Origin of the sequence: Streptomyces sp. NBC_01454, assembly GCF_036227565.1 — a bacterium.
Classification (GTDB): Bacteria; Actinomycetota; Actinomycetes; order Streptomycetales; family Streptomycetaceae; genus Streptomyces.
Genome location: NZ_CP109460.1, coordinates 3,123,567 through 3,138,801, shown reverse-complemented (window position 1 = coordinate 3,138,801; position 15,235 = coordinate 3,123,567). Strand labels below are relative to the sequence as shown.

Here is a 15,235-nt window from a genome sequence, read left to right as displayed (position 1 = left end):
TGGCCGCGGAGTGGCCGGGCGTCGCGGCCGCACCCGCGCACCGCCCCCCTCCGTCCACTACCCCCAGTCCGCTACCCCCCGTCCACTACCCCTCCGCCCGCAGCCCTTCCGCCCGCAGCTCCTCCGCCGTCTCCCGCAGCGCCGCCATCGCCCGCTGCTGGAGGCCCGGGCCGAAGGTGATGCGGGTGGCGCCCAGGGTGCCGAGTGCGCGGGGTGAGGGCCCGTCCGGCAGGGCGAGCGCGTTGAGGGGGAGGCCGAGGGCGGCGGCCAGTTCGCCGAGCACGGGCGGCGGTGCGGCGATGGGGTAGACGCAGTCGGCGCCCGCCTCGGCGTAGCGGCGGCCGCGGCGGATCGTGTCGTCCTTCCGGGCCTTCCCGTCGTCGCCGGCCGCCCCGTCCCCGGCCGCCCCGCCCCCGACGCCGGGCAGGTAGGTGTCGATCCGGGCGTTGATCACCAGGCCGTCGCCCGCCGCGGCGCGTACCTGCGCCAGGTAGTCCGCCTGTTCCTCCGGGTCGCGCAGGGCGCCGGTGGCGTGGTCGGTGTCCTCCAGGTTGCAGCCGACCGCGCCGGCCTCCAGGAGCCGGTCCACCAACTCCGCCGCGCCGAGCCCGTATCCGGCCTCCACGTCCGCGGAGACCGGGATGTCCACCGCCCGTACGATCCGTGCGACGGCCGCGAACATCTCGTCGGGCGGGGTCTGTCCGTCCGCGTGGCCGAGACAGGCCGCGATGCCCGCGCTGGGGGTGGCCAGGGCCCGGAAGCCCGCGTCGGCGAACACCCGGGCGCTCGCGGCGTCCCACGGGCCGGGCAGGACCAGCGGGTCGCCCGGCGTCCGGCCGTGGTGCAGGTCGCGCAACGCCGCCGCGGTGGCGCTCACAGCTCCTCCCCCGGAGGCTGGCGGACGGTGACATTGACGCGGTTCCAGTTGTTGATCGCGACGATCACCGCGATCAGGTGGGCGAGTTCGGTCTCGTCGAAGTGGGCGGCGGCCTGCGCGTAGACGTCGTCGGGGACGGAGCCGTCGGTGAGGACGGTGATCGCCTCGGTGAGCGCGAGGGCGGCCCGCTCCTTCGCGGTGTAGAGGTCGCCGGTCTCCTCCCACGCGGGCAGCAGATCGATGCGCCGCGGCTCGACCCCCGCCTCGTGCAGGTTCTTCACATGCATGTCGATGCAGAAGGCACACCGGTTGAGCTGGGAGGCGCGCAGCACGACCAGTTCGGCCAGCACCGGATCGCCCAGCCCCTTCTTGGCGGCCGTGGTCAGCCGGAGCTGGGCCCGGCCGAACGCGGACATCTGTTCCCAGAACACCATGCGCCGGCTCATCGTGGTCACGCCTTCCCCGGGGTCATGCGGGTGCTCACGGCGAACCGGTTCCAGGCGTTGATGGTGGTGATCAGCGCGATCAGCTGGGCGAGTTCGGTCTCGTCGAAGTGGGCGGCGGCCTGCGCGTAGACGTCGTCGGGGACGAAGCCGTCGGTGAGGACGGTGATCGCCTCGGTGAGCGCGAGGGCCGCCCGCTCCTTCGCGGTGTAGTGGTCCGGTGCCTCCGCCCAGGCGACGAGGAGCTGGAGCCGCTCCTCGGACTCGCCGGCCTTACGCGCGTCGGTCAGGTGCATATCGAGGCAGAAGGCGCACTTGTTGAGCTGCGAGGCGCGGACCTTGACCAGTTCGGCCAGGCCCGGGTCGATGTCCTTCCTGGCCGCCGCGTCCAGCGCGATCATGGCCTGATAGACCTCGGGAGCATGCTTCACCCAGCGCATCCGGGGCCCGTGGTGGTGCGCCGGGGCACTTTCGGAGCCGGCGGGAGCGGGTGTGGTCGTTGGCGTCATGTCTCTGACGCTACGTTGGTAATGGCGCAGCTGTATGGTCCACTTTCATGCCACATTCCTGGGCCACTTTCGGCCGTGATCTGCATCTGGACCTCAGCGGCCCCGGCGGGCTGCGGGCCGGACTGATCCGTGCGCTGCGGGACGCCGTACGGTCCGGGCGGCTCGCCCCCGGCACCCGGCTGCCCTCCTCCCGCTCCCTCGCCGCCGACCTCGGCATCGCCCGCAACACCGTCGCCGACGCCTACGCCGAACTGGTCGCGGAGGGCTGGCTGACCGCCCGGCAGGGGTCCGGTACCCAGGTCGCCCGGCGGCACCTCCGAGACGTCGGGGGTGCCCGGCAGAGCGCCCCGCCGCGCACCACGCCCGCCGCCCGGCACGCCCCCGGCCCGGCCGGCCGCCCCGACCGGCCGCGCTTCGACCTCACCCCCGGCACCTCCGACGTCTCGGCCTTCCCGCGCACCGCCTGGCTGGCCGCCGCCCGCCGCGCCCTGACCGCCGCCCCCAGCGAGGCGTTCGGCCACACCACCCCCGCCGGGCGCCCCGAACTGCGCACCGCCCTCGCCGACTACCTGGCCCGCGCCCGGGGCGTACGCGCCGACCCCGCGCGCATCGTGCTGTGCGCCGGCTTCCCGCAGGGGCTGTCCCTGCTGAGCCGGGCGCTGGGCCCCGGACGGATCGCCGTCGAGTCCTACGGCCTGGACTTCCACCGCGCGGTCATCACCCGCGCGGGCCTGGGCACCGTCCCGCTGCCGGTCGACGAACACGGCGCCGGCACCGGGGAACTGGCCGGGCTCGACGACGTCCGGGCGGCCCTGCTCACCCCCGCCCACCAGTTCCCCACCGGCGTCCCGCTGCACCCCGACCGCCGCGCCGCCGCCGTCAACTGGGCCCGGGCCACTGGCGGGTTCGTCCTGGACGACGACTACGACGGCGAGTTCCGCTACGACCGCCGGCCGGTCGGTGCTCTCCAGGGCCTGGACCCCGACCACGTCGTCCACCTCGGCACCGCGAGCAAGAGTCTGGCCCCCGCCCTGCGGGTGGCCTGGATGGTGCTGCCGGACCGGCTGGTCGACCCGGTGCTGGCGCTCAAGGGCACCGGCGAATGGCAGTCCGGCGCGCTGGACCAGCTCACCCTCGCCGACTTCCTGGCCTCGGGCGCCTACGACCGGCATCTGCGCGGGATGCGGCTGCGCTACCGGCGCCGCCGCGACCAGTTGGTGGCCGCCCTGGCCGACCGCGCGCCCCACGTCCGGGTCTCGGGCATCGCCGCCGGACTGCATGCCGTACTGGAACTCCCGCCCGGCACCGAACAGGCCGTCGTCGAGGCCGCCCGGTGGCAGGGCCTCGCCCTGGAGGGGCTGAGCCGCTTCCGGGACCCCGCCGCCCCGCAGCCCGTCCGCGACGCCCTGGTCGTGGGCTACGGCACCCCGCCCGACCACTCCTTCGCCGGGGTCCTGGACGCCTTGCTCCGGGCGCTGCCGCCGGCGCCTTAGAGGTCGCGCGGAGGGGCGCGGTGGGGGACGTCGGCGCTTCGAGGACGCGGCCGGAGGGCGGGACCGCCTGCCGACCGTGGCGGCCGCCCCTGCCGACCGCGGCGCTCTCCCGGCCGCGCCGCGCACCTGGCTCGGCGCGCCGCACGCACGGAGGGCGAACGGCCAACAAGGTGAACCTGGTCAGCCTGCAGGCAGGAAAGGCACCGGACAACGCGGAGGGGAGGTCTGATGGTGTGCGATCCACTCTGACGGTCGGTTCGGCACCGATCTGCCCTGATGCTGCCGAAAGGCCGCCCCGTCTCCGCACCGGCAACACCTCCAAGGAGCAGGAACGACGATGGCACCAGATCCGACAATCGCCCAGGTGACCATGACCCTGGCTGCCCTTGCATCCACCGGGGCCACCCCGCGTCCGTCCGGGGAGACCCTGGAGCAGCAGACCGCACGCATCATCACCGGCATCGACGCGCAACTGAGCGATCCCGGCCTTGCGACGGAGGGCGCTTGGGAGCTGGTGTGGCTCGCTCTGAGCGAGGCCAACGCCAATATGGCCTACCTCGCACGGAGCACCAACGGCTCGAACGAGTTCGCCGTGGTCGCTCGCGGAACGGACGCCGATTGGACCGACATCCTCGAGGACCTCGAGGTCGGCACGGTCGTCCCGTTCCCCGAAAGCGGATCGCCGAAGCCCATCGCCGTTTCCAAGGGGGCGATGGATGCGTTCAAACGGGTGGTCACCGCCCGCTCGATCGCCTCACCCTCCCCGAACGTCACGCTCGCTCAGGCGCTCGCCGTCGCGCTCAAGGCGGCGCCCTCCTCGCCGCAGCCGACCGTCTACGTGACCGGTCACAGCCTGGGCGGTTGCATCGCCACCATGCTCGCGCCGTACCTGCAGGCGCAGACCTGGACGAATCAGCCGAAGTTCGGCGTGATCACCTATGCCGCTCCCACCGCCGGCGTGCAGAGCTTCGTCGACTACGTCGACTCCGTGCCGTGGGTCATCGACGAGCGCCAGAACAACGCCTACGACCTGGTACCGCACGCATGGGCCGATCTCCCCACCACCGCCGGCTGGTACCCGAGCCCGGGACCGCAGGCGACCGACGAAGTGAAGCTGCTCATCGGGACGATCGCCCAGCGCACCAAGGGCAACGTCTACGTCCAGCCCGGCACGCTCCGCCCGATGAACACCAGCTACACGACCCTTGCCAAGAACCTGGTCAACAAGACCACCCAGGACTTCCTCGGCCAGGTCGCCTTCCAGCACGCCAACTCCACCTACCTGGACCTGGTGGGGGCGCCTGCCGTCCCTTCCGCGCCGGTCGTGACCGACATGACCCCCACCTTCGGTGCATCAGGCGCCACGGTGACCATCAACGGCAGCGGTTTCAGTCAGGACAGCATGGTCGACTTCGGCCGCTTCGCCTGCACCCAGCGCCAGATCGACCCCTCCGGCAGGAGGATCACCGCTCAGGTCCCCAACGGAACCGGCATCGTCCACGTCCGCGTCACCAACACCCTCGGCACCTCCCCGGCCGTCGCGATGGGGCAGTTCGCCTATGGCGGACCCGCACCTGTGGTGGTCAGTGCGGTCAGCCCGACCAGCGGAAAGGTCGGCACTCCGGTCACCATCAGCGGCTCGGGCTTCGCCAATGGCGCCACCGTGCACTTCAAGGACAAGCCGTCCGACGCGGTCAAGTTCGTCTCCACCGGGCAGATCACCGCAACCGCGCCCGGTCAGCTCGACGACCACCAGACGGTGAACGTCACCGTGACGGTCGGCAAGGCCACCTCTTCCACCAGCCCGGCCGACGAGTTCACCTACACCGGACGGTAGCGTCCGCACGGCCCGTTCCCGGGGTGGCCCGTCGAGGCGGCCCCGGGGCCTTGCCGCCGACCGGTCGAACCGTGCCCGGGCGAGGGATCACCGCAGGACCGTTCGCCCTGCGGTGAGCAGGCCACGGAGCCGAGACGTCCGGCTCGCCCGCGGCATCGGACGACGGCGCGAACGGAACCTCCTGGAGCTGCACCCGGAGCGCGGCGCGGCCCGGCGCGACCCGCGAGGGGGCCCGTACGTGCTGCGGGCCCACCACGACCGTCCGTCGTCGGCAACAAGCGCCTGAACGGCGGTGGCCTGGCCCGGCGATACGAGGCGTACGGCGGCTTGGTCTCCGGAGTGCCGGTCCGGACACGACCCAGTGGAATGCCTGCCGTATCCGTCCGTCAGGACCGCGAAGGGAGGGGCCCCGGCGCGCAACCGGCGCACCCTCCTTTCCGCCTTCCGCTTGCGACTGCCACCCGAAGGCCCCGGACAACGCCGCCCGCTTCTCCCAACTCCGCTTCTGAGTAAGCGTTTTGAGTGGGATTCCCGCCTGGCTTGAACTCCACTCCGACTCCCCGGGCGACTGTTGCGCATTGCTCTGGCAACGGGTAAAGCGAAGGCCGGAAATGCCCTCGCCGGAGCGTGCCGGTATGGCCAACCGCGCGGTGGTGCAACGGCGTTGGCGGTGGTGGGGGAGTGGCTCCCGGCAGGGGTGCGCCATGCCCCCGCTTCCTTTGTGTCCACGCGGAGGACGTGCGCGCTGCGCGGCGCACGTCCGCGGGTGCCGGGTACGCCGCCCTGCGCTGCGCCATTCAGGGTAAAACTGCGCACGGGCATGGCGTGGTGGCCGGAATAACGCGCCTACTGATGCCATCGACCGGCGGGGCTGCCCCCACCTGTTGGAGGACTGAAATGCAGGTGCACATGTCCCTCGGCTGCCCACAACGAGCCCCCTCCCACAGGTAGTTGACGCCTTCCCACGGAATCCGGAAGCCGCGGGGCCGAACGGCCCGCCACCCTCACTGCCCTCGGAGGGCCCTCCATGCCAACGCCCACGTTCACGCTGACCTCCGCCGCGCCCAATCCGTCGGTCTTCGGTCAGACCGTCACGCTGACGGCCACCGTCATCCCGTTCGGGCTGGGCCCGCCGACCGGCACCGTCACCTTCGTCATCCCCGGCGGGCCGACCCTGACCGGAACCCTCGTCGGCGGCACCGCCACCGTCACCACCAACAGCCTGAGCGTCGGATTCCACACCTACACCGCGAACTACAACGGCAACGCGCAATTCGGCCCGTCCAGTTCCGCCGGCTCCGCCACGGTGTTCAAGGCTTCGACCGCCACCACGGTCACCTCCTCGCCGGACCCGTCGAACTCCGGGCAGACGGTCACCATCACCGCCCAGGTCACCGCGGTCGCGCCCGGCGCGGGGACACCGACCGGCACCGTCACCTTCGTCATCCAAGGCGGCGGGGGCGGCACCCTGACCGGCACCCTCTCGGGCGGTACGGCGACCGTCACCACCAGCAGTCTCAGCGTCGGCACGCATCTGATCACCGCCACCTACAACGGCGATACCCAGTTCAACGCGTCCTCCGGCACCGATACCCAGACGGTGGTGGCGGCGCCGGCAGCGACGACCACCACGGTCACCTCGTCCCCCGACCCCTCGGTCTTCGGGCAGTCCGTGACCTTCACGGCCGTCGTCGCGCCCGTCCCGCCCGCTTCGGGGACGCCGACCGGCACGGTCACCTTCGTCATCGCCGGCGGCCCCACGCTGACGGCGACGCTCTCGGGCGGCACGGCGAGCGTCTCCACCAGCAGCCTGAGTGTGGGCAGCCACGCGGTCACCGCCACCTACAGCGGCAGCGGCAGTTTCGCGCCGTCGAGCGGTACGGACACCCAGACCGTCAACAAGGCGTCGACGACCACGACGGTGACCTCGGCGCCGGACCCGTCGGTGGTCGGGCAGTCGGTGACGTTCACGGCCACGGTGGCGCCGGTGGCGCCGGGTGCGGGGACTCCGACGGGCACGGTGACGTTCGTCATCAGCGGGGGCCCGACCCTGACCGGCACGTTGTCCGGGGGCACGGCGAGTGTCAGTACCAGTGCGCTGGCCGCCGGTGTCCATACGGTCACCGCGACCTACAGCGGCGATGCCAACTTCACCACTTCCACCGGGACCGACACCCAGACCGTCGGCCAGGGGGCCACGACCACGACGGTCACCTCTTCGCCGGACCCGTCCGTCGTCGGACAGCCGGTGACCTTCACGGCCGTCGTCGCGCCCGTCCTGCCCGCTTCGGGGACGCCGACCGGCACGGTCACCTTCGTCATCAGTGGCGGTCCGACCTTGACCGGCACCCTGTCCGGGGGCACCGCGAGCGTCACGACCGGCGCACTGTCCGCCGGTACGCACACCGTCACGGCGACCTACAGCGGCAGCGCCGCCTTCACCGGCTCCAGCGGGACCGATACCCAGACCGTGGGGCAGGCGTCGACGACCACGACGGTCAGCTCGTCACCGGATCCGTCGGTGGTCGGGCAGTCGGTGACGTTCACGGCCACGGTGGCGCCGGTGGCGCCGGGTGCGGGGACTCCGACGGGCACGGTGACGTTCGTCATCAGCGGGGGCCCGACCCTGACCGGCACGTTGTCCGGGGGCACGGCGAGTGTCAGTACCAGTGCGCTGGCCGCCGGTGTCCATACGGTCGCCGCGACCTACAGCGGCGATGCCAACTTCACCACTTCCACCGGGACCGACACCCAGACCGTCGGCCAGGGGGCCACGACCACGACGGTCACCTCTTCGCCGGATCCGTCCGTCGTCGGACAGCCGGTGACTTTCACGGCCGTCGTCGCGCCCGTCCTGCCCGCTTCGGGGACGCCGACCGGCACGGTCACCTTCGTCATCAGTGGCGGTCCGACCTTGACCGGCACGTTGTCCGGGGGCACCGCGAGCGTCACGACCGGCGCACTGTCCGCCGGTACGCACACCGTCACGGCGACCTACAGCGGCAGCGCCGCCTTCACCGGCTCCAGCGGGACCGATACCCAGACCGTGGGGCAGGCGTCGACGACCACGACGGTGACCTCGTCACCGGATCCGTCGGTGGTCGGGCAGTCGGTGACGTTCACGGCCACGGTGGCGCCGGTGGCGCCGGGTGCGGGGACTCCGACGGGCACGGTGACGTTCGTCATCAGCGGGGGCCCGACCCTGACCGGCACGTTGTCCGGGGGCACGGCGAGTGTCAGTACCAGTGCGCTGGCCGCCGGTGTCCATACGGTCGCCGCGACCTACAGCGGCGATGCCAACTTCACCACTTCCACCGGGACCGACACCCAGACCGTCGGCCAGGCATCGACCATGACCACGGTCACCTCGTTCCCCGATCCCTCGGTGACCGGGCAGACCGTCAACTTCACCGCTTTCGTGGGGCCGGTGTTCCCCGGCGGCGGGATCCCGACCGGCACCGTCGCCTTCGTCATCACCAACGGCACGACCACGGTCAGCCTCAGCGGCACCCTCGACGGCTCCGGCGTGGCCACCGTCAGCACCAACGGGCTGGTCACCGCCGGCCTGTACACCGTGACCGCGACCTACAGCGGCGACGCCAACTACAGCGGCTCCAGTGACACCGACACCCAGACCGTGACCCCGGCGCTGACGACCACCACCGTCAGCTCGTCGCCGGACCCGTCGGTGGTCGGGCAGCCGGTGACGTTCACGGCCACCGTGGCGCCGGTCGCGCCCGGCGCGGGCACCCCGACGGGCACGGTCGTCTTCGTGGCCACCAACGGGCTCACCACCGTGACCCTCACCGGCACGCTCAGCGGCGGCACGACGAGTGTGACCACCAACGGGCTGGTGACGGCCGGCGTGTACACCGTCACCGCGACCTATAGCGGTAACGCCAACTTCGCCGGCTCCTCCGGCACGGACACCCAGACCGTCGGCCTGGCGTCGACGACCACGACGGTCAGCTCGTCGCCGGATCCGTCGGTGGTCGGTCAGCCGGTGACGTTCACGGCCACGGTCGCGCCGGTGGCGCCGGGGGCCGGTACTCCTACCGGCACGGTCACGTTCGTGATCACGGGCGGCCCGACGCTGGTCGGCACCCTCTCCGGTGGCACGGCGACGGTCACCACCAGCGCCCTGAGCGTCGGCACCCACAGCGTCACGGCGACCTACAGCGGTGACGCCAACTTCACCACGTCCAGCGGGACGGACACCCAGACCGTGGGGCAGGCGTCGACGACCACGACGGTCAGCTCGTCGCCGGACCCGTCGGTGGTCGGCCAGCCGGTGACGTTCACCGCCACGGTGGCGCCGGTCGCGCCCGGTGCGGGCACCCCGACGGGCACGGTCGTCTTCGTGGCCACCGACGGGGTCACCACGGTGACCCTCACCGGCACGCTCATCGGGGGCACCACCAGTGTGACCACCAACGGGCTGGTGACGGCCGGCGTGTACACCGTCACCGCGACCTATAGCGGTAACGCCAACTTCATCAGCTCCACCGGGGCCGACACCCAGACCGTGGGGCAGGCGTCGACGACCACGACGGTCAGCTCGTCGCCGGATCCCTCGCTCTTCGGCCAGCCGGTGACGTTCACGGCCACGGTCGCGCCCGTCGCGCCGGGGGCCGGTACTCCCACCGGCACCGTCACGTTCGTGATCGCCGGCGGCCCGACGCTGGTCGGCACCCTCTCCGGTGGCACGGCGACGGTCACCACTAGCGCCCTGAGCGTCGGCATCCACACCGTGACCGCGACCTACAGCGGTGACGCCAACTTCAGTACCTCCAGCGGGACGGACACCCAGACCGTCGGCCTGGCCTCGACGACCACGGCGGTCAGCTCGTCGCCGGATCCCTCGGTGGTCGGTCAGCCGGTGACGTTCACGGCGACCGTGGCTCCGGTGGCGCCGGGTGCGGGCACCCCGACCGGCACGGTGGTGTTCGTGGCCACCGACGGCGTGACCACGGTGACGCTGACCGGCACGCTCAGCGGTGGCACGACGAGTGTCACGACCAACGGGCTGGTGACGGCGGGCACTTACACGGTCACCGCGACCTACAGCGGGGACGGCAGCTTCAGCACCTCCACCGGGGCCGACACCCAGACCGTGGGCCAGGCGTCGACGACCACGGCGGTCAGCTCGTCGCCGGATCCCTCGGTGGTCGGTCAGCCGGTGACGTTCACGGCGACCGTGGCGCCGGTCGCGCCGGGTGCGGGTGTGCCGACGGGCACGGTGGTGTTCGTGGCCACCGACGGGGTCACCACGGTGACGCTGACCGGCACGCTCATCGGGGGCACCACGAGTGTGACCACCAACGGGCTGGTGACGGCGGGCGTGTACACGGTCACCGCGACCTACAGCGGGGACGCCAACTTCACCGCCTCCGCCGGTACGGACACGCAGACCGTGACCGCGGCGCTGACGGCCACGACGGTCAGTTCGCTGCCGGATCCGTCGGTGGTGGGGGAGCCGGTGACGTTCACGGCGACCGTGGCTCCGGTGGCGCCCGGTGCGGGTGTGCCGACGGGCACGGTGGTGTTCGTGGCCACCGACGGCGTGACCACGGTGACGCTGACCGGCACGCTCATCGGGGGCACCACGAGTGTGACCACCAACGGGCTGGTGACGGCGGGCGTGTACACCGTGACCGCGACGTACAGCGGGGACGCCAACTTCACCGGCTCCAGCGGGTCCGACACCCAGACCGTGACCGCGGCGCCGACCACCACGACGGTCAGCTCGTCGCCCGATCCGTCCGTCGTCGGGGAGTCGGTGACGTTCACGGCCACCGTGGCGCCGGTGGCGCCGGGTGCGGGTGTGCCGACCGGCACGGTCGTCTTCATGGCCACCGACGGGCCCACCACCGTGACGCTGACCGGCACGCTCAGCGGCGGCACCACCAGCGTCAGCACCAACGGGCTGGTGACGGCGGGAACGTACAGCGTGACCGCGAGCTACTCCGGTGACCCCAACTACACCGCCTCCGCCGGTACGGACACGCAGACCGTGACCGCGGCGCTGACGACCACGACGGTCAGTTCGCTGCCGGATCCGTCGGTGGTGGGGGAGCCGGTGACGTTCACGGCGACCGTGGCGCCGGTCGCGCCCGGTGCGGGCACCCCGACCGGCACGGTGGCGTTCGTGATCACCGATGGGGCCACCACGGTGACGCTGACCGGCACGCTCAGCGGCGGCACCACCAGTGTCACCACCAGCGGGCTGGTGACCGCAGGGGTCTACAGCGTGACCGCGACCTACAGCGGGGACGCCAACTTCACCGCCTCCACCGGGTCCGGGACCCAGACCGTGAACCAGGCGCTGACGACCACCACGGTCAGCTCGTCACCGGATCCGTCGGTGGTCGGGCAGTCGGTGACGTTCACGGCGACCGTGGCGCCGGTGGCGCCCGGTGCGGGGACGCCGACCGGCACGGTCACCTTCGTCATCACGGGCGGCCCGACGCTGGTCGGGACGCTCTCCGGGGGCGTCGCGACCGCCTCGACCAGTGCGCTGGGCGTCGGCACGTTCACCGTCACGGCGACCTACAGCGGTGACGCCGACTTCAGCACCTCCAGCGGCACGGACACCCAGACCGTGGTCCAGGCGAGCACGACCACCGCGGTCACCTCGGCGCCCGACCCGTCGCTGTTCGGCCAGCCGGTGACCTTCACCGCCACCGTCGCGCCGGTCGCGCCGGGTGCGGGCACGCCGACCGGCACCGTCACCTTCGTCATCGACGGCGGCGGGGGCGGCACGCTGATCGGCACCGTCGCCGCGGGTACGGCCACCGTCACCACCGCCACCCTCGACGCCGGCGTCCACAACGTCACCGCCACCTACAACGGCGACACCGACTTCGCCGGCTCCAGTGGGACCGATACCCAGACCGTGAACCAGACGGCCACGACCCTGACGGCCACCTCGTTCCCCGACCCGTCCACGGCCGGCGACTCCGTGGCGTTCCTCGCCTTCGTGGGGCCGGTGGCACCGGGCAGCGGCGTCCCGACCGGGACGGTCGCCTTCACCATCACCGACGGCATCACCACCCTGAACCTCACCGGAACCCTCGACGGTGCCGGAGTCGCCGCGGTGAGCAGCCCGCTGATCACACCCGGCCTCTACTTGATCACGGCGGTCTACGGAGGTGACACCAACTTCACCGGCTCCACCGACACGGACACCCAGACGGTGCTCCCCTGACCCGCCGACCCCTCACCCACCGTGGACACGGCGCCGGGCCGTCCTCTTCCGAGGGCGGCCCGGCGCCCGCGTGTGCCGCCTCGCCCGCGGCCGGCGCGTTCCTACGCCTCCAGCACGCCGCGCAGCTGGTCGAGCCCCCAGTCCAGATCCTCCTTGCTGATCACCAGCGGCGGAGCCAGCCGGAGCGTGCTGCCGTGGGTGTCCTTGACCAGCACCCCGCGGGCCATCAGCTGCTCGGACAGCTCCCGTCCGGTGCCGCGCGACGGGTCGATGTCGATGCCCGCCCACAGTCCGCGGCCGCGCACCGCGGCCACCGCGCCACCGGCCGCCAGCTGCGCCAGCTCGCTGTGCAGATGCTCGCCCAACTCCGCCGCCCGCTGCTGGAATTCGCCGGTCCGCAGCATCGCCACGACCTCCAGCGCCACCGCGCAGGCCAGCGGGTTGCCGCCGAACGTCGAGCCGTGCTCGCCCGGCGCGAAGACGCCGAGCACCTCGCGGGAGGACACCACCGCCGACACCGGCACCACCCCGCCGCCCAGCGCCTTGCCCAGCACATACACATCGGGCACCACGCCCTCGTGCTCACAGGCGAAGGTCCGTCCGGTGCGGCCCAGCCCCGACTGGATCTCATCGGCGATGAACAGCACGTTCCGGCTGCGGGTCAGCTCCCGTACGCGCGCCAGATAGCCCGGCGGCGGCACCCGGACGCCCGCCTCGCCCTGAATCGGCTCCAGCAGCACCGCGACCGTGTCCGCGTCGAGGGCGGCCTCCAGCGCGGCCGCGTCACCGTAGGGGACGACCTCGAAGCCGGGGGTGTACGGGCCGAAGCCGGCGCGCGCCTCGGGGTCGGTGGAGAAGGAGACGAGGGTGGTCGTCCGGCCGTGGAAGTTGCCCTCCGCGACGATGATCTTCGCCCGGCCGTCCGGGACGCCCTTGACCTGATAGCCCCACTTCCGGGCCGTCTTGACGGCCGTCTCGACCGCCTCGGCGCCGGTGTTCATCGGCAGCACCAGTTCCATCCCGCACAGCTCGGCCAGCTGGGTGCAGAAGTCGCCGAACCGGTCGTGGTGAAAGGCGCGGGAGGTGAGCGTGACCCGCTCCAGCTGGGCCCGGGCCGCGTCGAGCAGCCGGCGGTTGCCGTGCCCGAAGTTCAGCGCGGAGTACCCGGCGAGCAGGTCCAGATAGCGCCGGCCCGCCACATCCGTCACCCAGGCACCCTCGGCGGTGGCCACGACGACGGGCAGCGGGTGGTAGTTGTGCGCGCTGTGGGCCTCGGCGGCGGCGAGGAAGCGTTCCGTGGACGTCACCGGTGACTCCGTTCGGTAGACCCTGCGGGGCGCGGGCACTGCCGCGTCCCCCTCCATTGTTGCGCCCGGCCCGGCCGACCGGACCTGCGGAGATCCGCCGCACAGGGGGCCGGGGTGTTCTAGACTCTGCGGTGCACAGCGCGACTGGCGTACGGGGAAGCAACCTCGAGGAAGCGGTGTGCGGGAACCTCACGAGGTGCCGCCCCGCCTGGGCACCCCGGGACCACGACCGGACCACCGATCGACCGCCCCGGAGGACACCATGTCGCTTCCCCTGCCGCAATCCCTTCCGCAATCTCTTCCGCATCCCGCGCTGAGCGCCGCCGACCCCGAACTGGCCGCGCTGGTCGGCGCCGAGGAGCAGCTCCAGGCCGACACCCTGCGGCTGATCCCCAGCGAGAACTACGTCTCCGCCGCCGTCCTGGAAGCCACCGGCACCGTCCTGCAGAACAAGTACAGCGAGGGGTACGCGGGCCGTCGCTACTACGAAGGCCAGCAGAACATCGACCGCGTCGAGACGCTGGCCGTCGAGCGCGCCAAGGCCGTCTTCGGCGTCGAGCACGCCAACGTCCAGCCGTACTCCGGCTCGCCCGCCAACCTCGCCGCCTACCTCGCCTTCGCCGAGCCCGGCGACACCGTGCTGGGCATGGCGCTGCCGATGGGCGGCCACCTCACCCACGGCTGGGGCGTCTCGGCGACCGGCCGGTGGTTTCGCGGGGTGCAGTACGGCGTCCGGGCCGACAGCGCGCTGATCGACTTCGACGAGGTGCGCGACCTCGCCCGCAAGGAACGTCCGAAGATCATCTTCTGTGGTGGCACCGCCGTGCCGCGTACCATCGACTTCGCCGCCTTCGGCGAGATCGCCCGCGAGGTCGACGCCGTGCTCGTCGCCGACATCGCCCATATCGCCGGTCTGGTCGCCGGCGGCGCCCACCCGTCGCCGGTGCCGCACGCCGATGTCATCTCCACCACCACGCACAAGACCCTGCGCGGGCCGCGCGGCGCGATGCTGATGTCCCGGGCGAGCCACGCCAAGGCCGTCGACAAGGCCGTCTTCCCCGGCCTCCAGGGCGGCCCGCACAACCACACCACCGCCGCCATCGCGGTCGCCCTGCGCGAGGCGGCCGCCCCGTCCTTCCGGGACTACGCCCATGCCGTCGTCGCCAACGCCAAGGCGCTCGCCGAGGCGCTGCTGGCCCGCGGCTACGACCTGGTCTCCGGCGGCACCGACAACCACCTGGTGCTGATCGACCTGACGTCCAAGGACGTCCCGGGCAAGGTCGCCGCCAAGGCGCTGGACCGGGCCGGCATCGTCGTCAACTACAACACCGTCCCCTTCGACACCCGCAAGCCCTTCGACCCCTCCGGCATCCGCATCGGCACCCCCTCCCTCACCTCCCGCGGACTGGGCACGGACCGGATGCCGCTGGTCGCCGAGTGGATCGACCGGAGCGTCCAGGCCGCGGCCAAGGGCGACGAGGAGGCGCTGGCGGTGATCCGCGGCGAGGTCGCGGAGCTGATGGCCGCCTACCCGGCGCCGGGTCTGCCGACGGACTGAGTCC

9 protein-coding genes and 1 riboswitch are annotated in these 15,235 nt (G+C 72.3%); of the genes, 5 read left to right on the top strand and 4 right to left on the bottom strand.

Annotation, left to right across the window (positions count from 1 at the left end):
• Positions 1-85 precede the first annotated feature (85 nt).
• The 3 genes from OIU81_RS13625 to OIU81_RS13615 are packed head-to-tail and all read right to left on the bottom strand — an operon-like array spanning position 86 to position 1,829.
• Entirely contained in the window at positions 86-877 is a 792-nt protein-coding gene (locus OIU81_RS13625; RefSeq protein ID WP_329147490.1) for an isocitrate lyase/PEP mutase family protein, read from the bottom strand.
• Entirely contained in the window at positions 874-1,323 is a 450-nt protein-coding gene (locus tag OIU81_RS13620) for a carboxymuconolactone decarboxylase family protein (RefSeq protein ID WP_329147489.1), read from the bottom strand. Before OIU81_RS13620 ends, OIU81_RS13625 begins: the two co-directional genes overlap by 4 nt.
• Positions 1,324-1,328: 5 nt before the next feature.
• The gene (locus tag OIU81_RS13615) at positions 1,329-1,829 is read right to left on the bottom strand and encodes a carboxymuconolactone decarboxylase family protein (protein ID WP_329147487.1); all 501 of its coding nucleotides are present in this window, start codon (positions 1,827-1,829) and stop codon (positions 1,329-1,331) included.
• 47 nt (positions 1,830-1,876) lie between these two features.
• Here OIU81_RS13615 and pdxR point away from each other — a divergent pair, with 47 nt between their 5' ends.
• From pdxR to OIU81_RS13595, 4 genes are all read left to right on the top strand, one after another.
• A complete protein-coding gene (gene pdxR, locus OIU81_RS13610) occupies positions 1,877-3,322 on the top strand; it encodes a MocR-like pyridoxine biosynthesis transcription factor PdxR (protein WP_329147485.1) in 1,446 nt (481 codons plus the stop codon).
• Between the two features lie 370 nt (positions 3,323-3,692).
• The gene (locus tag OIU81_RS13605) at positions 3,693-5,159 is read left to right on the top strand and encodes an IPT/TIG domain-containing protein (protein ID WP_329155127.1); all 1,467 of its coding nucleotides are present in this window, start codon (positions 3,693-3,695) and stop codon (positions 5,157-5,159) included.
• A 112-nt stretch (positions 5,160-5,271) separates the two neighbouring features.
• On the top strand, positions 5,272-5,445 hold the full coding sequence (locus OIU81_RS13600; protein ID WP_329331136.1) for a hypothetical protein: 174 nt from the start codon (positions 5,272-5,274) through the stop codon (positions 5,443-5,445).
• Between the two features lie 741 nt (positions 5,446-6,186).
• Positions 6,187-12,366 (top strand): Ig-like domain-containing protein, encoded by a 6,180-nt coding sequence (locus tag OIU81_RS13595; protein WP_329147483.1) that lies wholly within the window; start codon positions 6,187-6,189, stop codon positions 12,364-12,366.
• 101 nt (positions 12,367-12,467) lie between these two features.
• Here the strand turns inward: OIU81_RS13595 and rocD are convergent, their stop codons facing one another.
• Positions 12,468-13,673: an ornithine--oxo-acid transaminase gene (gene rocD / locus OIU81_RS13590; protein WP_329147481.1), complete on the bottom strand. Its 1,206-nt coding sequence runs from the start codon at positions 13,671-13,673 to the stop codon at positions 12,468-12,470.
• Between the two features lie 130 nt (positions 13,674-13,803).
• A riboswitch (ZMP/ZTP riboswitch) is annotated at positions 13,804-13,894 on the top strand.
• Positions 13,895-13,935: 41 nt separating this feature from the next.
• Here rocD and glyA point away from each other — a divergent pair.
• Complete coding sequence (glyA, locus tag OIU81_RS13585; protein ID WP_329147480.1) at positions 13,936-15,231, top strand: serine hydroxymethyltransferase; 1,296 nt, start codon at positions 13,936-13,938, stop codon at positions 15,229-15,231.
• Positions 15,232-15,235: the final 4 nt, after the last annotated feature.

Excerpts from the sequence above, each read along its gene's own strand:
- OIU81_RS13605 (WP_329155127.1), top strand. The coding sequence starts at position 3,693 with ATGACCCTGGCTGCCCTTGCATCCACCGGGGCCACCCCGCGTCCGTCC.
- OIU81_RS13615 (WP_329147487.1), bottom strand. The coding sequence starts at position 1,829 with ATGACGCCAACGACCACACCCGCTCCCGCCGGCTCCGAAAGTGCCCCG.
- pdxR (WP_329147485.1), top strand. The coding sequence starts at position 1,877 with ATGCCACATTCCTGGGCCACTTTCGGCCGTGATCTGCATCTGGACCTC.
- OIU81_RS13620 (WP_329147489.1), bottom strand. The coding sequence starts at position 1,323 with ATGAGCCGGCGCATGGTGTTCTGGGAACAGATGTCCGCGTTCGGCCGG.
- OIU81_RS13595 (WP_329147483.1), top strand. The coding sequence starts at position 6,187 with ATGCCAACGCCCACGTTCACGCTGACCTCCGCCGCGCCCAATCCGTCG.
- glyA (WP_329147480.1), top strand. The coding sequence starts at position 13,936 with ATGTCGCTTCCCCTGCCGCAATCCCTTCCGCAATCTCTTCCGCATCCC.